Origin of the sequence: Streptomyces sp. NPDC012637, from assembly GCF_042954805.1 — a bacterium.
Taxonomy (GTDB): Bacteria; Actinomycetota; Actinomycetes; order Streptomycetales; family Streptomycetaceae; genus Streptomyces.
Genome location: NZ_JBIBDS010000007.1, coordinates 368,455 through 387,354, shown reverse-complemented (window position 1 = coordinate 387,354; position 18,900 = coordinate 368,455). Strand labels below are relative to the sequence as shown.

Sequence of the window (18,900 nt, the reverse complement as noted above, 5' to 3'; positions counted from 1 at the left end):
GGGCAGTAGCGCCGACGCGCGGGCACGGCAACGCCAAGGGGTTCTGAGGAGTGCCCCTCGGCCTGTCGTGATGTCGTCCCCGCGCCGACCGGCGTCCCGTCGCCGGACACCCGTTTCGCCAGCACGCACCACAACGACCTGCCGACGGCGGGCCGTTCAGCAACCGATCCGGACCAGCCGCTCTGGTCCGGTACCGACCCGAGGGGGGTGGGTGTGTCAGTTCGTCCTGCCAACACACCCGACATTCCACGCAGTTCACGGATGAAGGAGCTCGCCCGAGCGGACCGACCGCTCCACGACCTCGCCACCCGGCTGCTCGCCGTGGCCGAGCGGGGACTGCCGCGCATGCTCACACCGGACGGCACCGGCTTCGTCTTCACGCGCGCGGGGAGCCCCGCGGGCGACGGCTCCTGGGCCCTGGAACAGCGCGGCACCAGCATCCGCTACGCGGCGATCACCGCGCTCGGCGCCCGCTTCCTGCCCGCCGACCGGCAGCGCGCGGTCCTCGGCGGCCGCACCGCCGAGGAGTTCACCGGCCTCCTCGTCGAGCGGCTGCCCGGCGTGCGCAACCTCGGCGACGCCGCGCTCGTCGCCTGGGCCGCCGCCGAGACCGCCCACCCCAAGCTCTCGGACGCCCTGGACCGCGTCGCCGTCCTCGACGTGCCCGGAAAGCCGCAGTACACCGTCGAGGCCGCCTGGGTGCTGTCCGCACTCGCGGCCGCACGCTCCACCCTCGACGTGGAGCAGCGGCTCGCCGTCGCACGCGACCGGCTCCTCCGCGCCCGGATCGGCGGCAGCCCGCTCTTCCCGCACGCGACAGGCCCGGGACTCAACCCCTGGTACCGCGCGCACATCGGCTGCTTCGCCGACCAGACGTACCCGCTGCAGGCCCTCGCCCGCACCCACGCGAGCGGCGACGACCCGCAGGCGCTGGCCGCGGCCGACGCCTGCGCCACCCGCATCTGCGCCCTCCAGGGCGACGGCGGCCAGTGGTGGTGGCACTACGACGCCCGGCGCGGCACCGTCGTCGAGGGATACCCGGTCTACAGCGTGCACCAGCACGCCATGGCCCCCACCGCGCTCTTCGACCTCGCCGAGGCGGGCGGCACCGACTTCGCCGAGCCGGTCCGCCGCGGCCTGCGCTGGATGACCGAGGTGCCCGAGCTCGCCCGTGCGGGCGCGGTCGAGCCGATGATCCTCGACGAGCTCGGCGTGACCTGGCGCAAGGTCCACCGCGGCGACCCGAAGAAGGCGGTCCGCGCCGCCCGCGGACTGAGCACCCGGTTCCTGCCGGGGCTGCGGCTCGGGCCGCTCGACGCGGTGTTCCGCCCCGCGGCGGTGGACCGCGAGTGCCGGCCGTACGAGTTCGGCTGGATGCTCTTCGCCTGGCTCGGCTCGATCGGTGCCACGGGCGACACCCGCGACACCGGTGAGGGCGGTGACCAGAGATGACCACGCGTCAGAACCTCTTCGGCGTCACGCTCGACGCCCTCACCATGGACCAGACCGTGGCTCGCTGCCTGGCCGCCGTACGGGCCGGCGAGCGCCTCGAGATAGGCGTCGTGAACGCCGCCAAGCTGGTCAACATGCGCCGCGACCCCGCCCTCGCCCGCGCGGTCTCCGGCTGCGACCTCGTCCTCGCCGACGGCCAGGCCGTCGTCTGGGCGGGCCGGCTGCTGCGCCGCCCGCTGCCCGAACGCGTCGCCGGCATAGACCTGTTCATGCGGCTCCTCGCCGAGGCCGAACGCGAAGGGCTCTCCGTCTACTTCCTGGGCGCCCGGCAGGACGTCCTGGAGCGGATGCTCCGCCGGGTCGCCGTCCGCTTCCCCGGTCTGCGCGTGGCCGGCAGCCGCAACGGCTACTTCGACGACAGCGAACAGCCCGCCATCGCCGACGCCATCGCCGAGAGCGGCGCCGACATGCTGTTCCTCGGCATGACCTCGCCCAAGAAGGAGATCTTCACGGCCGGTTACGGCGAGCGCAGCAAGGTCGCGCTCGTCCACGGCGTCGGCGGCTCCTTCGACATCCTCGCCGGCATCACCCGCCGCGCCCCCGAACGCTGGCAGCGGCTGGGCCTCGAATGGCTCTACCGCACCCTTCAGGAGCCGCGCCGGCTCGGCCGCCGCTACCTCACCACCAACGTCTCCTTCGCCCTCATGACGGGCCGGGAGCTGCTCCGCCGTACACCTTCCATCAGCACCGCGAGCAGGGAGTCGTGATGCGCGTCGTCGTCGTCGGACAGGGATACGTCGGACTGCCCCTCGCCATCCGGGCCGCCGAGACCGGCCACGAGGTCATCGGGTACGACGTGGACACCGAGCGGGTCAAGAGCCTCGCCGCGGGCGAGTCGTACGTCGAGGACGTCTCCTCGGAGCGCATCCGCGCCGCCACCGAGGCCGGGAGCTACCGCGCGAGCGACTCCGTGCGCGACTGCGGCGGCTTCGACGTCGCCGTCGTCACCGTGCCCACACCGCTGCACGAGGGCACGCCCGACCTGCGGTACATCGAGGAGTCCGCCCGCACCCTGGCCCGCTACCTGCGCCCCGGCGCGACCGTGATCCTGGAGTCGACCACGTACCCGGGCACCACCCAGGAGCTGTTCGGGCCGCTCCTGGAAGAGGGCTCCGGGCTCGTCGCCGGAGCCGACTTCCACCTCGGCTACAGTCCCGAGCGGATCGACCCCGGCAACCCGGTCTGGGGCTTCGAAGAGACCCCGAAGGTCGTGTCCGGCGTGGACGCCGCCTCCCTCAAGGCCGTCCAGGACTTCTACGACGGCCTGGTGGACACCACGGTGCCCGTCGGTTCGCCGAAGGAGGCCGAGCTCGCCAAACTGCTGGAGAACACCTTCCGGCACGTCAACATCGCCCTCGTCAACGAGATAGCGATGTTCGCCCGCCACCTCGACATCGACGTGTGGCAGGCCATCGACGCCGCCTCCAGCAAGCCCTTCGGCTTCATGCGCTTCACCCCGGGGCCCGGCGTCGGCGGACACTGCCTGCCGATCGACCCCTCGTACCTCTCCTGGCGCGTCCAGCGCGAACTCGGCCAGAGCTTCCGCTTCGTCGAGCTCGCCAACGACATCAACAACCACATGCCCGACTACGTCACCCGGCGTCTGGTCAACGCCTTCAACGCCCGCAAGCGCGCCGTCAACGGCTCCCGCATCCTGCTCCTCGGCCTCGCCTACAAGAAGAACACCGGCGACGCCCGCGAGTCACCCGCGCTGCGCATCTCCCAACTCCTCCTCGACATGGGCGCCGAGGTCCGCGCCGCCGACCCGCACGTGGTCGAGGGCCACCGGGTCGACAACCGGCTGGTCCGGGTCGAGCTCACCAAGGAGGAGCTGGCCGCCGCCGACGCGGTGGTGCTCATCACCGACCACGACGCCTTCGACTACGGGCTCGTCGAGGCCCACGCCGACTACGTACTCGACTGCCGGCGCCGGCTGAGCGGTCCCAGGATCGAGGTGCTCTGACCCCCATGCGGATCATCTGCGTCGCGGGCGCGCGACCCAACTACATGAAGATCAAGCCGGTGATGGACGCCCTGGAGGCCCGGGGCGCCGAGACCGTCCTCGTCCACACCGGCCAGCACTACGACCCGGCCATGAACGACGTCTTCTTCCGCGACCTCGGCCTGCGCCCGCCGGACCACTTCCTCGGCGTCGGCTCCGGCAGCCACGCCACCCAGACCGGGCGGGTGATGGCCGCCTTCGAACCGCTCGTCGACGAACTCGCCCCGGACCTCGTGGTGGTGGTCGGCGACGTCAACTCCACCCTCGCCTGCGCCCTCGTCACGGCCAAGGCGGGCCCGCTGCTCGCCCACGTCGAGGCGGGGCTGCGCAGCCGCGACTGGTCCATGCCCGAGGAGGTCAACCGGGTCGCGACCGACCGGATCAGCGACTACCTGCTCGCCCCGTCCGAGGACGCCGCGGAGAACCTGCGCGCCGAGGGCTACCACGACGACCAGGTGCACGTCGTCGGCAACGTCATGATCGACACCCTCTTCGCCAACCTGGAGCGGGCGAAGGAGTCCCGGTCCCTGGCCGAACTCGGCCTGGTACCGGGGGAGTACGGGCTCGTCACCCTGCACCGGCCCGCCAACGTCGACGACCCCGGGATCCTCGCCGGACTCCTCAAGGGGCTCGGCGAGGTCGCTGCGCACTGTCCCCTCGTCCTGCCCGTGCACCCCAGGGCGGCCGAGAAGATCGACGCGATCGGCGTCCCCGGCGGCATCCGGCTCGTCCCACCCGCCGGCTACCTCGACTTCATCGCCCTGCAGGCGGGCGCCCGGATCGTGCTCACGGACTCGGGCGGCGTCCAGGAGGAGACCACGGCCCTCGGCGTGCCGTGCGTGACGCTCCGGGACAACACCGAGCGCCCGATCACCGTCGAGCAGGGCACCAACGTCCTGGCCGGCCGCGACCCGGAGCGGATCGTCGCCACCGCCGTCAAGCTGCTCGCCGCCCCGCCGCCGCCCCGCCGCCCCGAGCTGTGGGACGGGCGGGCGGGCGAACGCATCGCCCGGGTCCTGCTCGAGGGCGGGACCGCGGCCGGCCGCCGCAGGCCCACCGACGACCGCTGAGCCGCAAACGTGGTGATCGCGAAGGGCTCACAACTTGTCGCGATCCCACCTATTCTCATCTGCGGTACGGCAGTTGAGCAGCCGCCGATCGGGGCGCGCAAGGGGGAATGCCATGGACCTCGCAGAGATCTTCCGGGTCATGTGCCGACGGTGGTACGTCCTGGTGCCCGGGCTGCTGCTCACCGCGGGTCTGACGGTGGGGGCCTGGCTGCTCGTTCCCGTCTCGTACGAGTCCCAGAGCACCGTCGCCATGCTCAACTCCCGCAAGGGCACGGAGGCGGACGGCAACCCCTTCCTCAGCATGGAGCCCTCGCTGACGGGCATGGCCGACAGCCTCGCCCGCAACGTGAACTCCGACGCGTCGAAGGCGGAACTGAAATCGCGCGGTCTCGACCTGAAGTACGAGGCCAAGATCGCGGACAACGCGCAGGGACCGCTGCTCTGGCTCACCGTGACCGGTGAGGAGTCCGGCGCGGTCCTGAAGGGGAACAAGACGCTGATGGCGTTCACCGCCGAACGGCTCAAGGAGCTCCAGGCCGACCAGTCGGTGGCCTCGGAGGCCATGATCAGGATGACCACGATCGTCCCGCCGCAGGACCCCCAGGCCAAGGTCAAGTCCAAGGTCCAGTACCTCGTCATGGCCGCGGGCCTGGGCATCGTGCTCAGCCTGGTGGCGACCTTCTTCGCGGAGGCCCGCAGGCGCGGCGCGAAGCAGGCCAGGCACCGCCAGCAGCCGGACGCCGAGCACGCGAGCGCGCAGGGCGGCCGTCCCGAAGCCGTGCCCGCCGAGGCCGTCGCGGAGGCCGCGCAGCCCGCCGCCGCGCAGCCTGGGCCGCCCCGCCAGGCCGCGCGCCTCGACCTGGGCGGCGACCTCCGGGACGGCGTGCTCTCCGGCACCGACGCGCACACCACCGCGCACACCGACCCCGCCGCGCACGCCGAGCCCGACGCGGCCACCGGGCAGTCCGCCGACGACGACCGCCGGCCGCAGCCCGACCAGCCCACCGTCCAGCTCCCCGTCCTGCCCGTCGCCGAGCGCCGCCCCGCCAAGCGGCCGCCGTCCTGGGTGAAGTGACGGGACGTCGGCCGATGGGCAACGACACCGCCGAGGCCGGCCAGGCCGCCCTCGGCACCAAGGTCCGCTCCGCGACCCGCTGGAGCCTCGTCAACACCATGGTGATGCGGCTCGGCAACTTCGCCACCGGCATCGTCCTGGTGCGTTACGTGCTCGACCCGGCGGCCTGGGGCATCTACGGCGTCGCGCAGACGGTCCTCATGGTGCTGCTGTCCGCCAACGAGCTCGGCGTCACCCTCGCCGTCGTGCGCTGGGAAGGCGACGTCCGCCGGTTCGCGCCGACCGTGCTGACCCTCAGTGCCCTGTCCAGCGGCCTGCTCTACCTGTCGCTGTTCGCCGCCGCACCCGCCGTCGCCGCGCTGCTCGGCGCCACCGAGGCGACCGCCGTGCTGCGCGTGATGTGCCTCTGCCTCATCCTGGACGGCCTCTCCCAGGTGCCCGCGGGCGTGCTCACCAGGGAGTTCCGCCAGGGCCGCCGGATGGTCATCGACGCCCTCAACTTCGTCGTCAGCACCTCCGTGACCCTGGCGCTCGCCCTCCAGGGCTGGGGCGCCATGAGCTTCGCCGCCGGCGCCGTCGCCGGAAACGTGGTCGCCCTGGCCGGCTGCGCGCTCGCCGCCCCCGGCATGCTGCGCTTCGGCTGGGACGGTGAACAGGCCAGGGCGCTGCTCCGGTTCGGCCTCCCGCTGGCCGGCGCCAGCATGCTGTCCCTCGCCGTGGTCAACGCCGACGCAATGATCGTCGGCGCGGTCCTCGGCCACGTCGCCCTCGGCTACTACATGCTCGCCTTCAACATGGCCGGCTGGCCCGTCCGGGTCATCTCCGAGACCGCCCGCCGGGTGTCCTTCGCGGGCTTCTCCCGGCTCGCCGACTCGCCGAAGGCCCTGTCCGACGGCTTCGCCCGGGCCCTCGGCGTCGTGATGACCGCGACGGTGCCCGCCTGCGTCCTGCTCGGCGCGCTCGCCGGGCCGCTGATCGAGCTCGTCTACGGCGCGAAGTGGCGGCCCGCCGCCGAGGCGCTGCCCTGGCTGATGGCCCTCGGCCTGGCCAGGATCGCCGCCGAGCTCACGTACGACTGCCTGGTCGCCGTCGGCAGGCGCCGCTCGCTGCTGCTCATCCAGGGACTCTGGCTGGTCGCCCTCGTGCCGGTCCTGGTCATCGCCGCCCGCGCCGGGGACATCGAGACCGTCGCCGCCGGCCATGTGGTCGTCGCGGGCGCCGTCGTCCTGCCCGCCTTCCTGGTGGCCCTGCGGCGCGGCGGCATCGCCACCCGGGCGCTCGCCCGGGTCAGCGTCCGTCCGGTGCTCGGCGGCCTGGTCATGGCCGTCGTGCTGGTGGTCCTGAGGCAGCGCCTCGGCGAGGGGATCCTCGCCCTGTGCGCCACGAGTGTCACCGGGCTCGTGTGTTACGCCGTGTGCGCGCTCCCCGGCCGCACACTGGTGCGCGGCGCACTGGCCCGGAGCCGCCGGGGCCGGGGCGCCGACGCGCCGACGGCACAGGCCGCGCCCTCCGCGGACGAGGCGGGCGCCGTCCCGTCCGTACCGGCACAGCAGCGGCCGGCCGCCCCGGCCCGTGAACGATGAGGTGAGTCCCCTGGCCCGACCCCGCCGCCGCAAGGCCCTCGGCGCGGCGCTGCTCGCCGCCGTCCTGCTGTTCGCCCTGTTCACCTTCACCGGCCTCGGCCAGAAGGCGCTCTGCCTGGGCGGCGCGGCACTGTGCGACTCCCGGGCGATCACCACGCCCGGCGCCGACTCCTCCAGAGCGCCCCGATCCGGCACCGCCGACGGCAAGCCGTCCGCGCCCAAGGGCTGCGCCCGGCCGCGTGACTGCGGCTATCCCGACGAGACCACCACCGGGCCGCGCGTCGCCACCCTGACGCCGCAGAGCACCGGCAACGCCGCCATCCGCACCGACGGCACCGTCATCCGCGGCTGGGACGTCACCGGCTCCCTCGACATCTACGCCAACAACGTCACCGTCATCGACAGCCGGATCACCTCCACCAACTGGTGGGGCATCAACCTGCGTCCCGGCTTCTCCGGTCTGCGCATCCTCCACACCACCATCACCGCCGTCCCCGGGAAGGGCCCGAACAACGGCGGTTCGGACTACGCCGTCTCCAACATGAGCACCAGCTCGATCGAGATCGGCCACTGCGACATCTCCGTCTTCGGCGACGCCCTCTCCATGGGGCAGGGAAACATCCACGACAACTACGTCCACGACATCCAGCCGTTCAAGAACCTGGACGGCGAGTGGCAGCACACCAACGCCGTGATCAGCAACGGCGGGGGCAAGGGCAAGCTGACCATCCGTCACAACACGCTGCTGAACCCGACGCCCGTCGAGAAGGGCGCCTCCGCCGCCGTCGGGCTCTTCGCCGACAGCGCGCCCGTCACCCACACCGTCGTCGACGACAACTGGATGGCCGGCGGCGCGTACACGCTCTACGCGGGCGGCAAGGACTCCGCGGGCATCGAGGTCACCGACAACGTCTTCTCGCCCCAGTACTACCCGGCGGGCGGCAAGTACGGTGCCGTCGCCTACTGGAACCCGGCCGGGAAGGGCAACGTCTGGCGGGGCAACCGGATGGCGGACGGCACCCCGGTCGAGCCGGCCCCCGAGTCCTGAGGGCGCGGGCTCCGCGGCCCCGAAGACGCGAGCCTCGCGACGCTGGGAGCGCGAGGCTCGCGGTCCGGGGTGCGCGAGGCTCGCGGTTCGGAAAGTGCGAGGCCGCGTTCCGGGCATCGGCCTGATAAATCCCCTCATCGCGCACTACGGTTGACCGCGTCCCCACCCCGCCTTTCCGAACCCCAGGTGGTTGATGCGATGTCCGGCATCCGTGCCCTCCGCAACCGTTTCGTCGACGCGCCCGACTCGCTAGGCGAACGATTCCGCGCGGCCCGCTGGGAGCGCTTCCGCTCCTGCTTCCCGGCCATCACGGAGATGCGGGTGGTGGACCTCGGCGGCACGGCGGACAACTGGCTGCGTTCCCCGCTCCGCCCCCGGCACGTGCACCTGGTGAACCTGGAGGCGCACCCCGCCGAGCTGCCGGACTGGATCAGCGCGGAGGTCGCCGACGTCACCGACCCGAACATCCCCGACTCGCTGGGCCAGTTCGACCTCGTGGTGTCCAACTCGACCATCGAGCACGTCGGCGGGCCGAGCCAGCGCCGCCGCTTCGTCACGGCCATCGAGAAGCTGGCCCCGCTGCACTGGGTGCAGACCCCGTACCGCTACTTCCCGGTCGAGCCGCACTTCCTGGCGCCGGGCTTCCAGTTCCTGCCGCTCGCCGCCCAGGCCAAGCTCGTCCGCCACTGGCCGCTCACCCACAGCCGCCCCGGCAACCCGGAGGAGGCCATGGACGCCGTCATCAACATCGAGCTGCTCACCCGCGCCGAGATGCGCTACCTCTTCCCCCGGTCGGTGATCCTCAGCGAGCGGGTGGCCGGACTCACCAAGTCGCTCACCGCCGTCCGCACCCGGGCCTGATGCGCCGGGTCCTCAGAGCCCCCTGGGAGCTCCTGAAGCGGCTCTTCGGCTGGCTCGTCCTCTACGAGCTGCGCAACAAGGTGCTGCTCGCGCCGACCGCCCGCCGGCTGCGGCGCGTCGAGGACGCCGAGACCGCCCGGCTCGCCCGGCGGCTCGGACGGCGGCCCACGGCCCGCGTCGCGACCGTCATCGCCACCCACCGGCGGCCCGAGGCGCTGCTGCGGGCCGTCGGCTCGGCGCTGGGGCAGACCGTGCGCGACCAGGTCGTCATCGTCGTCGACGACGGCGCCGGACTTCCCGAACTGCCCGACGACCCGCGGCTGTTCGCGGTCTCGCTCGCGCGCAACACCGGTGTCGCGGGCGTGGTCCGCAACGTCGGCATCCGGCTCACCGACTCCGCCTACGTCGCCTTCCTCGACGACGACAACCTGTGGGAGCCCGAGCACCTCCAGGAGGCCCTGGCCGCCCTGGAGGCCCCCGGCGGCCCCGACGCCGTCTACACGGCGCTGCGCCGGGTGCGGCCGGACGGCGCCGACATGGACGTCCTGTCGGTGCCCTTCGACCGGCGCAGGGCCGCGCACGAGGCCTTCCTCGACACCAACGCCTTCGTCGCCCGCCGCGTCCCGGGCCTTCGCTTCAGCCGGCTGCGGCGCACCCCCGAGGTGCTGCCCCGCGAGGACTGGGAACTGATCCGCCGCTACGCCCGTGCGCACCGGGTGGTCCACCTGCCCCGGCCCACGGTCCGCTACCTGGTGAACCCCGGCAGCTTCTACACCTCCTGGCGGGACTGAGCGGCGCCCAGGAGGGCCGCGACGGCCGCCCGCGCGGGCGGCCGGCCGAGCGCCGCACGGGACAGCTCCCGCAGCAGCACCGCGCCGCGGAACGCCGTCGCGGCCGTCAGGCCGTGGCGGCGCCGGTAGAGCCGCACCCGGTTGACCACGAGCAGCGACCACAGGCGCGGCGAGACCCGCGACTCACCGCCCAGGTGGGTGGCGCGGGCCGCGGGCTCGAGCCGGGTCCACAGTCCGAGGTCCCGGGCGCGCAGGCAGTACTCGGTCTCCTCGGAGTAGAGGAAGAACGACTCGTCCCACGGCCCGCAGGCCGTCACGCACTCCCGGGACAGCGCCATCAGCGCCCCCGTGGCCCAGTCCGCGCACGTCCGCGCGCCGTAGGCGGCCGGGGCGGTCACCAGCTCGCTCAGGGACGGGAACCGGCCGGCCCTGCGGTTGCCGATCACCGCCTCGCCCAGTGCCCGGGTCAGACTGGGCTCACGGCGCAGCGAGTGGATCAGGACGCCGTCCTCCTCGTACAGCAGCGGCACCGAGATCCCGACCCGCGAGCCGTCCGGCAGCGGTGCGCCCAGGGCGTCGACCAGGGTCGCGGCGCAGCCCTCGGCCATCCGGATGTCCGGGTTGCAGACGAGCACGGCGCCGTGGCCGTCCTGCCAGTCCGCGGCGGCTCGCAGGGCCGCGTTCACGCCGAAGGCGTACCCGCCGTTGCGGCCGGTCTCCACGACGGTGGCCTCGGGTGCCAGCTTGCGCACCAGGGCGACGGTGTCGTCCGAGGAGTCGTTGTCGGCGACGACGAGACGCCAGTCCAGGCCCTTCATCCCGGCCGGGAGGGAGTCGAGGAAGCCGGGCAGCACGGCCGCGCTGTTCCAGGTGACGACGACGACGGCGACGGGGCGACCTGCGCCGGAGTCCGGAAGTCGAAGGTGCATCAGATCTCCACGAGACGAGAGGAGCCGGGCGTACGGGCGGACGGCGGCGCCTGCCCGTCCGACGGGGGCGACTCGGGCGACGGCGACGGTTCGGTGCTCACGGGCGTCCCGTGGGCCCCGCGTCGTACGAAGCCGAGACAGCTCCCGCCCGCCCCCAGGAGCAGGAAGAACACGCCCGCGAACATGGGGAAGCTCAGGGTGTCGAAGGTGGCGCTGATCACCAGGGCGACCATCGCCGATGCGAAGAACGCCTGTCCCAGCTCCCGGTCCGACTCGCTCCGCGCGAGCCGTCGCAGCGAACCGCCGTTGTGCACCCCGGAGAGCCCCAGGAGCAGCAGACAGCCGACGCCCACGGCGCCCAGCTCGGCGAGCGTGAGCAGGTACTGGTTGTCGGTGAAGAAGTAGCGCTCCGGCGTGAACGTGCCGAAGCCCCGCCCGAAGACCGGGTCCTGCACGAAGTACTCGTAGATCTTCGGGTACTTGACGGTCCGGGCCTGCGTACTGCTGTCGGCGTTGTTGAGGCTGCCGGAGAACAGCCCGGTGATGGTCCCGATCAGACCCGGCACCAGGACCTTGAACACCGCCACCGCCGCGAACAGGATGCCGATCGCCGTCCAGCGCCGCTGCGGCTTCCAGCGCGGCACCATCACGAGCACCACGACCGCGATCCCGATGATCGACGTACGGGACACCGTCAGTGGCAGTCCGCCGCCGAGCAGCACCACCGGCGCCCAGCGCCGGAACCTGCTCAGCCGGGCCCGCGCCGGGTCGAAGGCGTACCAGATCGCGAACGGCAGCAGGATCGCCAGCATGCCGCTGAACTCCAGCGGGTGCGCGGTCAGCGAGCGCGGACGGGTGAACGAGCCCCGGTCCAGGACCGCCACGCTCGCGACGCTGGAGTTGAGACCCGGGATGCGCAGCGAGTCGGCGATGTTGGTCCCGGTGAAGAAGTCGTACAGGCCCAGGGCGGCCACCACCGAGCCCATCACCACCAGCCGGCGCAGCAGCACGTCGAGCCGCTTCCGGTCCTGGATCCCGGCCGTGGTCAGCACCACGAGCGACACCCACACCAGGAGCACGATCAGGCCCCGGTCGGCCGCCAGGATCTCCTTCTGCGTGCTGATCCGGTCCTGGTTCGCGATGTACGACAGCAGGACCGTGAGGGAGAGGACCAGCATCACCACGCGCATCGGACGGGTGCCCGGCGCCGGCGCGATCCGGCCCGCGCACCAGGTCGCCAGGTACCAGAAGAGGCCGAGCAGCGCGAACACGTTCGCCGGCGTGCCCGCGCCGCCCAGCGCCGGAAGCGCCAGGTTGGACGGCAGGAACAGGGCCAGCGCCAGATAGCCGGTGAGCACCGCGGTGGCGTCCAGCGGACGGGTCAGCAGGACGCGCAGCCGGCCCGCGCCGGGCCGGGGGACCGGGGGAGTGTCGAGCAGCCCCGGCAGTCCCCGGGCGCGGCGCCGGGCCGACGCCCAGGTCTCCAGGACGAACGAGAGCAGGAAGCCGCCGGTGACGCCGAGGACGACGACCGCGGCGACCTTCTGGTAGCGGGACTTGGGCTGCGAGACCGGCTGCTGCGGCGGCACGATCCGCGCCGACTCCACGTAGTACCCGTCCGGCACCCGGGCCTGCTTCTGCAGCGCCTCCAACTGCTCGGACGCGTAGTCCGTGAGCTTCCTGGTCTCTTCGAGCACCCGCTGCCGGTCGTCGCCCTTGACGGTCAGGGTGAGCAGCGGGCCCTCCGCCTGGGCGGCGAAGTCGACCCCGTACTCGTCGGTGACGCCGTGGCTGCGCAGCACCTCGACCGTCTCCGCGGACTGCAGCGCCCGGATCAGCACGTCGGCCGTGCCGATCAGCGAACCACTCGCGTAGGCAAGCGTGTTGCCGTAGCTCGGGGCGGGCCGGGCCACCCGGCTGGAGTTCAACAGCGCCAGCTGGCTCTGCGACTCGTACGTCACGGGCACGGTCGTGTACAGGTAGCCGCCCGCGAGCACGCTCAGCAGGGCCATCGGCACCATCACGTACCAACGCCTGGCCAGCACGCGGAAGATCTCGGCGATGCTCACGAACCCTCCCCCGGTTCCCCTCGGTGGTGCCAGTATCGGTTCCGATGGAACCGCTGCCCGAAAACACAGCCACGTCGGACCAGGACGCGCTGACGCCCGAGGGGCTCGCCCGCGTGCTGCTGCGCCGCTGGTACGTCCTGCTGCTCACCGCGCTCGTCACCGCCGCCGCCTGCTACCCGGCGCTGCGGCCCGCGCCGCGCTACCAGAGCTCGGCGGTGCTCGTGGTGAAGCCGCCGCGCACCGACAACCAGCCCAACCAGCTGACCAACCTCCAGCCCTCGCTGGCCATGGTCTCCTACGCGGTGGTCCAGCGGCTCCAGTCGCCCGACGGCCGCGCCGAGCTCAAGGCGGCCGGGGTGCACGGCAGTTACCGGCTGACGCCCCGCAACAGCGGCACCAGCGCCACGCCCTACTACTCGATCCCCACGCTGCAGATCGAGGCGGAGCAGTCCGCGCCCGAGGAGGCCGACCGCATGGTGCAGTCGATCATCGACGTCTACGGCCGGCACCTGAAGGCCCTGCAGACCGAGCAGAAGGTGCCGGCCGCGACCCTGCTCACCGTCGACCTGGTCAACCGCCCCGGCACCGTCGCACTGCCGCCCAACCGCACCCGCGCCATGGCCGGGACGGGCGCGCTCGGCACCCTCGCGGGGGTGGTGTGCGCGCTGTGGACCGAGCGGTACGCGGCGGCCCGGCGCCGCCGCCGGGCGGAGGCCCCGTAGGGCACACCGCCGCGGCGCGCGGGGATCAGCGCGGGTCACCGTGCTCCGTGAGCCGGCCGTCCCGCTCCTCGTACAGGGCGCCCGTCTCCGGGCACTCCCACACGCCCGGGCGCCCCGGGTGCGCGGTCAGCCGCACGCCCGCCCTGCCGACCCAGCCCGCCTGCCGGGCCGGGACGCCCATCACCAGGGCGAAGTCCGGCACGTCGGAGGTCACCACCGAACCGGCCGCGACGAGCGCCCAGCGGCCGATGGTGACCGGAGCGACGCACACCGAGCGGGCGCCGACGGCCGCGCCGTCGCCGATCCGCACCGCGACCGGCTCCCAGTCGCCGCCGCGCTTCAGCTTCCCGTCGGGATCGACGGCCCGCGGGTTGTGGTCGTTGGTGAGCACCACGGACGGGCCGACGAACACCCCGTCGCCGAGCACCGCGGGCTCGTACACCAGGGCGTAGTTCTGCAGCTTGCAGTTGTCGCCGATGGTCACGCCGGGACCGACGTACGCCCCCCGGCCCACCACGCAGTTCTCGCCGAGGCGGGCGTCCTCGCGGATCTGGGCGAGCTCCCACACGCTGCTGCCGGCGCCGACGACGGCCTTCTCGTCGACCTGGGCGGTGGGCTGGACCCGGTAGTTCACTGACGTGCCTTTCTTCGGAAGGGTCTTACGGAGACGAGGGCGGCGGTCAGATCCCGCGGCGCTTCCAAGACTGCCACCAGAACCACTCGCGGGCCCGCTCGGCCACCGCCGACAGGATCAGCGGCTGCAGGTACGGCATGGTGCGGGCGCCGATCCGGCGGCGCAGCCGCAGCGCCCGGTACTCCGGCAGCGACTCCGCGTCCGGCCGGCACTCGCGGGCGAAGGCCACCAGCTCGTCCACCGGGACGACGTCCGTCCGGCCCCGGTCGTAGGCCCGGTAGGCCCGCCGCAGCGCCTGGCGGGCGAGCCGGGTGTCGACCAGCCGGGCGAGGTGTCCGGCCTGCGGGAGCCGGTCGGCGCACTTGTCGAGGACCGCGGTGAAGGCCGCCCGGCGCTGCCGGATGTCGTCGAGCTGGCCGCCGAAGTCCGTGGTGGACATGTTGTCGCCGTGCACCCGGTAGAAGGCCTGGTCCGCACCGGCGACGTAGCCGACGTCCGCGTGCGAGGCCAGGCGCATCCACATCTCGATGTCCCCGGCGTGCGGCAGCTCCGGGTCGTAGCCGCCCACCTTCCGCTGGAGGCTGGTGCGCACCACCACCTCGGGCGAGGTGATGCACCCGGTGCCCTCGCGGAAGCGCCGCTCCAGCCACCAGTGGCCGGGATAGACCACGGAGCCGGTGGACCGGGTGCGGGCCGCGGGCAGCGGCCCGCCGTGCCGGAAGCGCAGCGGCCTGCCGTAGCAGAAGCCCGCCTCCGGGTGGGCGTCGAGCAGGGCCACGGCCCGCACGAGCGCCCCGGGGACCAGCCGGTCGTCGGCGGACAGGAGCACGACGTAGTCGCCGTCCGCCCACTCCAGCAGGCCCTCGTTGTACGTGGCGATGTGGCCCTTGTTCCGTTCGTGGACCCGCACCTCGATCCTCGGGTCGGAGGCGGCCAGCTTCCTGGCCACCTCCGCCGAGTCGTCGGGCGACGCGTCGTCGATGATCAGCACCCGCACGTCGAGGCCGGGCTGTTCGTCGAGCACGCTGCGTACGCAGTCGGCCAGGAAGTGGCCGTACTTGTAGCAGGGGATCACGACGCTGACAGAGCTCATGTGGTGCGTTCCCCGATTTCGGTCGGTTGGTCGGTCGGGTCAGCCGGTCGTGACGACCGGCGCGACCCAGTAGTTCGTCGAGTTGTAGGAGCTGTTCGGGAAGAGGGTCGAAGCACCGTACTTGTAGAGGCCGTTGCGACCGTCGGCGGAGTCCGCCGGTGCGGTCAACGGGTAGTTGAGATGAGAGCCGGCGAAGTAGGCCGAGTCGGCAGCGTAGTTGCCGTTCGGCGCGTGGTACGAGACCACGTACGTCGTCCCGGCCGTGATGTCCACCGGGCTCGAGAAGGTCATCTGCTGCCAGCCGGAGGCCGTCTCGTTGGTGAACGTGCCGGTCGCGAGCAGGGTGCCGGTGTCGGTCCACAGGCTTCCGGTGTGGGTGCCGGTGTTGGTGGCGCCCTTGTAGAACGTGACTCCGGTGACCTTGCCGTCGAGCGCGGACCGGAACCGGGTGCCCAGCTCCAGGGAGTTGCCGTCGCCCGTCTCCGCCGCCTTCGTGGGGACGGTCCCCGCGCTCCACAGCGTGCACGGGCAGTTCGCCGGCGGCGGGGTCGAGCCGGTGGTGAAGGTCCAGGTCACCGGTTCGGCCATCGCGTTGCCCCACAGGTCGGCGGCCTGCACGGACACCGTGTACGTGGTACCGAGCGCGAGCTGGCTGCTGAGCGTGAAGGCGGCCGTCTTGCCGTCGCCGTCGAGCACGGCCCGGCCCGGGACGGCGGTGCCGCCGGGGCCCTTCACCGTGAGGGCCAGGGTGCTCGCGTCGATGCTCTGGTTGAAGGTCACCGACACCGGGGCCGTGATGGACACGCCGGTCGCGCCGGGCGCCGGGGTGCGGGCGGTGATCGTCGGCGGGGTGGTGCTGGCCGAGCCGGTCTCCAGGATGGCGTCCACCCAGTAGTTGCTGCCCGAGGAGCCCTGGGACGGGAAGCCGCTCGTCGAGCCGTAGCGGTAGACGCCGTTGCCGCCGTCCGTGCCGGACTGCAGCGCGGTCAGCGGGGCGAGGCCCGCACCCTTGTCGGTGAAGTAGTGCGCGTCGTAGGCGTATCCGCCGTTCGGCGCGAAGTACGAGACGACGTACGTGGTGTTGGCCTTCACCGGCACCGGAGCGGCGAACTTCAGCTCCTGCCAGCCGGACGCGGTCTCGTTGGTGAAGGTGCCGGTGGCCAGCAGCTGGCCGGAGGACGACCACAGGCTGCCCTTGTGGGTGCCGGTGTTCGCGGTCGACTTGTAGAACCGGACGCCGGTGATGGTGCCGGGGACGGAGCTGCGCACCTTCACGCCCAGTTCCACGGAGCTGCCGTCGCCGCCGTTGGGCTTGGCCGGGGCGGCCGAGGCGGGCCACACCGTGCACGGGCACTGCTGGTCGGAGACGGTGAGCGGGACGGTGGTGACGGCGCCGATGTTGACGCTGTCGTCGACGGCGCGGACCTTGAGCTGGACCGGGCCCTGGGCCATCGGAGTCCACTTGTAGCTCCAGGAGCCGGTGCCCTCGGCCGCCTTCCACGTGGTGCCGCCGTCGGTGGAGACCTCGACCCGGGCCACGACGCCGCCGCCCGAGTCGGCCGCGGTGCCGGTGACGGTGATCTGCCGGAGCGCCGGCACGGAGCCGTTCGGGGCGGGGCTGGTGACGGTGACCGCCGGGCCCGCGGTGTCGGTGGAGGCGGTGGCCGGGACCAGGTCGGACTGCAGGGACTTCGGCTGGAGGCCCATGTCGGCCAGGATGTTCACGGTGGCCTGCTGCATCCGCTTGTCCGCGGTCACCACGCCGCCGCCCGGGTCGGCCGTCGGGACGTTGGTGAGGCCCCAGGACCACTGGACGGTGCCGGAGCCGAAGACCAGCGCCTTCGAGGTCGGGTCACGGAAGGCGACGAGGCTGTGGGTCGCGGTGCCGTTGCCGTAGTTGTTGCCCCAGTCGAGCAGGTAGTTGCCGTCGTTGATGTCGAGCGTGGTGGAGGACATCCGGATCTGGCCCGTGGGACGGCTGGCGTTCTCCACGTCGCTGTTCCACTCGTAGCCCAGCGTCCCGGCCGGGAAGGTGGCGACCTGGTTGCCTGTGAGGCCGGCGACCGAGGTGTTGCGCCAGAGCCGCATCTTCGCGAAGGCGGCGGGCACGGTGATGGCGTCGTTGCGCGGGCCGTTCACCTGGAACAGTGAGCCGGTGAGCATGTTCTGCGGCCGGTAGGGCTCGCCCTCCAGGGTGCTGTCCGGGTCCATCCAGGTACCGGTCCACACGTTGCTCGGGTCCGGAACGCCGTTGGGCGTCGGGAACTTGAGCTTGGTCTCCTTGTAGCAGACCAGCGTCCGGTTCGCCGTGCCGCTGCCGTCGATGCTCGGCTCCAGCCGGGTCTTCCAGAAGATCTCGTTGCCGGCGAAGTACGTCTGGTGCTGGCCCGCCTTGCGTGCGTTGAGCACGTTGGTGAACTGCTCCTGCGTCCAGTACTCGTCGTGGCCCTGGGACATGAACATCCTGTGGTTCGCGAGCAGCGAGGCGCCGCGGGTCGCGGTGTCCAGGCCGGAGACGTAGCTCAGGTCGTAGCCGTTGCGCTCCAGCCACGAGATCATCTCGTACTCGGAGCCGTAGATGCCGTTCTCGCCGCCGACGTCCATCGGGCGGTTGTAACTGACCTTGTACGCACGCCCGTCGGGCGCGGGGCCCTGGCCGTCGTACAGATTGGTGCCGCCCCAGTCGTTGTACGCCTGCCAGGTCTGGTCGGAGGTCTGCACCACGATCTCGGAGTGGCTGGAGTCGTTGCGCACCACGAACGGGTAGGGCATGAGGCCGTTGCCGTCGGCCTGGTCGAAGTTGGCGACGTAGAGGCCCGACACGGCGTCGCTCGGCACCGTCCAGCTCGCGGTGGTCGCCCAGTTGCCGCAGTCCATCAGACCGGTCGGCTGGTCCTTGAGACAGCTGGGACGCTGCGAGGCGTACGTGGCGGGGTAGGTCTGCGCGGCCTGGGCCGGCGTGGACACCAGCCGGGCGCCGTCGCCGCCGTACCAGCCGAGCCGGTAGATCTTCACGTGGTACGGCGAGGGGGACTGGACCTTGAACGGCAGGGTCTCACCGGGCTGGAGGCTCATCTTGGCCGGGAACCCCGCGATGTCGCCCCAGGAACTCCCCGCGAACCAGTCGGACATCGGCGTGCCCGGCTTGGAGTTCTCGCAGACGATCGGGTTGCTGCCCGTGCCGCAGGGGTCGGCGACGGCGCTCGCCTGCCCGCTCGCCGGCAGGAATATCGCTGTCAGCGCCGCTGCCAGGGCGAACACGGCGCCCCTGACCCGACGGTAGTGGTTCTGCATGGCTGTACCTTTCACGGGCGGTGCTGGTCCCGGCCTGCGGCCGGGGGGTGGGGGAGCGGTCCCCTCGGGCCGGTCCTCGGGGATCGAACGGCAGACCGGCCCTGCAGTGGCGGACCCTGGTCCGTCCGGCGGACCACGGCCGGGGCAGCGCCGCCCGGCACGGCTCCCCGCCGCGTCGCCGAAGCGCCCCGACAGCTGGGCTGTCGACGCTCCGGCG

At 72.4% G+C, this 18,900-nt stretch carries 15 protein-coding genes; 10 read left to right on the top strand and 5 right to left on the bottom strand.

The genetic code is table 11. From position 1 onward, the window contains the following. The first annotated feature begins 261 nt into the window (after nucleotides 1–261). The 9 genes from ACFY8W_RS27515 to ACFY8W_RS27475 all read left to right on the top strand — a co-directional run bounded on the left by ACFY8W_RS27515 (nucleotide 262) and on the right by ACFY8W_RS27475 (nucleotide 9,942). Nucleotides 262–1,452: a hypothetical protein gene (locus ACFY8W_RS27515; RefSeq protein WP_391110529.1), complete on the top strand. Its 1,191-nt coding sequence runs from the start codon at nucleotides 262–264 to the stop codon at nucleotides 1,450–1,452. After that, nucleotides 1,449–2,219: a WecB/TagA/CpsF family glycosyltransferase gene (locus ACFY8W_RS27510; protein ID WP_391110526.1), complete on the top strand. Its 771-nt coding sequence runs from the start codon at nucleotides 1,449–1,451 to the stop codon at nucleotides 2,217–2,219. The genes ACFY8W_RS27515 and ACFY8W_RS27510 overlap by 4 nt, the downstream gene beginning before the upstream one ends. Beyond that, nucleotides 2,219–3,475, top strand: a complete 1,257-nt coding sequence (locus ACFY8W_RS27505) for a nucleotide sugar dehydrogenase (protein WP_391110523.1) — start codon at nucleotides 2,219–2,221, stop codon at nucleotides 3,473–3,475. Before ACFY8W_RS27510 ends, ACFY8W_RS27505 begins: the two co-directional genes overlap by 1 nt. A gap of 5 nt (nucleotides 3,476–3,480) precedes the next feature. Continuing rightward, nucleotides 3,481–4,584 (top strand): non-hydrolyzing UDP-N-acetylglucosamine 2-epimerase, encoded by a 1,104-nt coding sequence (gene wecB, locus ACFY8W_RS27500; protein WP_391110520.1) that lies wholly within the window; start codon nucleotides 3,481–3,483, stop codon nucleotides 4,582–4,584. 112 nt (nucleotides 4,585–4,696) lie between these two features. Next, complete coding sequence (locus ACFY8W_RS27495) at nucleotides 4,697–5,659, top strand: chain length determinant protein (protein WP_391110517.1); 963 nt, start codon at nucleotides 4,697–4,699, stop codon at nucleotides 5,657–5,659. A gap of 14 nt (nucleotides 5,660–5,673) precedes the next feature. After that, nucleotides 5,674–7,242 carry an oligosaccharide flippase family protein gene (locus ACFY8W_RS27490; protein ID WP_391110514.1) on the top strand — a complete coding sequence of 523 codons (1,569 nt, stop codon included), beginning with the start codon at nucleotides 5,674–5,676 and terminating at the stop codon, nucleotides 7,240–7,242. Nucleotide 7,243: 1 nt separating this feature from the next. Then, complete coding sequence (locus ACFY8W_RS27485) at nucleotides 7,244–8,290, top strand: hypothetical protein (protein ID WP_391110511.1); 1,047 nt, start codon at nucleotides 7,244–7,246, stop codon at nucleotides 8,288–8,290. A 198-nt stretch (nucleotides 8,291–8,488) separates the two neighbouring features. Beyond that, on the top strand, nucleotides 8,489–9,151 hold the full coding sequence (locus ACFY8W_RS27480) for a class I SAM-dependent methyltransferase (protein WP_391110508.1): 663 nt from the start codon (nucleotides 8,489–8,491) through the stop codon (nucleotides 9,149–9,151). After that, nucleotides 9,151–9,942, top strand: coding sequence for a glycosyltransferase (locus ACFY8W_RS27475; RefSeq protein WP_391110505.1), 792 nt, complete (start codon nucleotides 9,151–9,153; stop codon nucleotides 9,940–9,942). Before ACFY8W_RS27480 ends, ACFY8W_RS27475 begins: the two co-directional genes overlap by 1 nt. Here ACFY8W_RS27475 and ACFY8W_RS27470 read toward each other — a convergent pair. Next, entirely contained in the window at nucleotides 9,921–10,871 is a 951-nt protein-coding gene (locus tag ACFY8W_RS27470; protein WP_391110502.1) for a glycosyltransferase, read from the bottom strand. The genes ACFY8W_RS27475 and ACFY8W_RS27470 overlap by 22 nt on opposite strands. Beyond that, entirely contained in the window at nucleotides 10,871–12,940 is a 2,070-nt protein-coding gene (locus tag ACFY8W_RS27465) for an O-antigen ligase family protein (RefSeq protein ID WP_391110499.1), read from the bottom strand. Before ACFY8W_RS27465 ends, ACFY8W_RS27470 begins: the two co-directional genes overlap by 1 nt. 44 nt (nucleotides 12,941–12,984) lie before the next feature. Between ACFY8W_RS27465 and ACFY8W_RS27460 the strand changes: the two genes are divergently transcribed. Further along, on the top strand, nucleotides 12,985–13,662 hold the full coding sequence (locus ACFY8W_RS27460; protein WP_391110496.1) for a Wzz/FepE/Etk N-terminal domain-containing protein: 678 nt from the start codon (nucleotides 12,985–12,987) through the stop codon (nucleotides 13,660–13,662). Between the two features lie 25 nt (nucleotides 13,663–13,687). Here the strand turns inward: ACFY8W_RS27460 and ACFY8W_RS27455 are convergent, their stop codons facing one another. Genes ACFY8W_RS27455 through ACFY8W_RS27445 form a run of 3 tightly spaced genes read right to left on the bottom strand, consistent with a single transcriptional unit; the run spans nucleotide 13,688 to nucleotide 18,683 of the window. Continuing rightward, nucleotides 13,688–14,296 (bottom strand): DapH/DapD/GlmU-related protein, encoded by a 609-nt coding sequence (locus tag ACFY8W_RS27455; RefSeq protein ID WP_391110494.1) that lies wholly within the window; start codon nucleotides 14,294–14,296, stop codon nucleotides 13,688–13,690. Nucleotides 14,297–14,342: 46 nt separating this feature from the next. Beyond that, a complete protein-coding gene (locus ACFY8W_RS27450; protein ID WP_391110492.1) occupies nucleotides 14,343–15,389 on the bottom strand; it encodes a glycosyltransferase in 1,047 nt (348 codons plus the stop codon). 39 nt (nucleotides 15,390–15,428) lie between these two features. Beyond that, entirely contained in the window at nucleotides 15,429–18,683 is a 3,255-nt protein-coding gene (locus ACFY8W_RS27445) for a DUF4082 domain-containing protein (protein ID WP_391110490.1), read from the bottom strand. Between the last annotated feature and the right edge of the window lie 217 nt (nucleotides 18,684–18,900).

Coding starts and splice junctions, on each gene's coding strand:
- ACFY8W_RS27515 (WP_391110529.1), top strand. CDS start 262: ATGAAGGAGCTCGCCCGAGCGGACCGACCGCTCCACGACCTCGCCACC.
- ACFY8W_RS27510 (WP_391110526.1), top strand. CDS start 1,449: ATGACCACGCGTCAGAACCTCTTCGGCGTCACGCTCGACGCCCTCACC.
- ACFY8W_RS27505 (WP_391110523.1), top strand. CDS start 2,219: ATGCGCGTCGTCGTCGTCGGACAGGGATACGTCGGACTGCCCCTCGCC.
- wecB (WP_391110520.1), top strand. CDS start 3,481: ATGCGGATCATCTGCGTCGCGGGCGCGCGACCCAACTACATGAAGATC.
- ACFY8W_RS27495 (WP_391110517.1), top strand. CDS start 4,697: ATGGACCTCGCAGAGATCTTCCGGGTCATGTGCCGACGGTGGTACGTC.
- ACFY8W_RS27490 (WP_391110514.1), top strand. CDS start 5,674: ATGGGCAACGACACCGCCGAGGCCGGCCAGGCCGCCCTCGGCACCAAG.
- ACFY8W_RS27480 (WP_391110508.1), top strand. CDS start 8,489: ATGTCCGGCATCCGTGCCCTCCGCAACCGTTTCGTCGACGCGCCCGAC.
- ACFY8W_RS27475 (WP_391110505.1), top strand. CDS start 9,151: ATGCGCCGGGTCCTCAGAGCCCCCTGGGAGCTCCTGAAGCGGCTCTTC.
- ACFY8W_RS27470 (WP_391110502.1), bottom strand. CDS start 10,871: ATGCACCTTCGACTTCCGGACTCCGGCGCAGGTCGCCCCGTCGCCGTC.
- ACFY8W_RS27460 (WP_391110496.1), top strand. CDS start 12,985: ATGGAACCGCTGCCCGAAAACACAGCCACGTCGGACCAGGACGCGCTG.
- ACFY8W_RS27450 (WP_391110492.1), bottom strand. CDS start 15,389: ATGAGCTCTGTCAGCGTCGTGATCCCCTGCTACAAGTACGGCCACTTC.
- ACFY8W_RS27445 (WP_391110490.1), bottom strand. CDS start 18,683: ATGCAGAACCACTACCGTCGGGTCAGGGGCGCCGTGTTCGCCCTGGCA.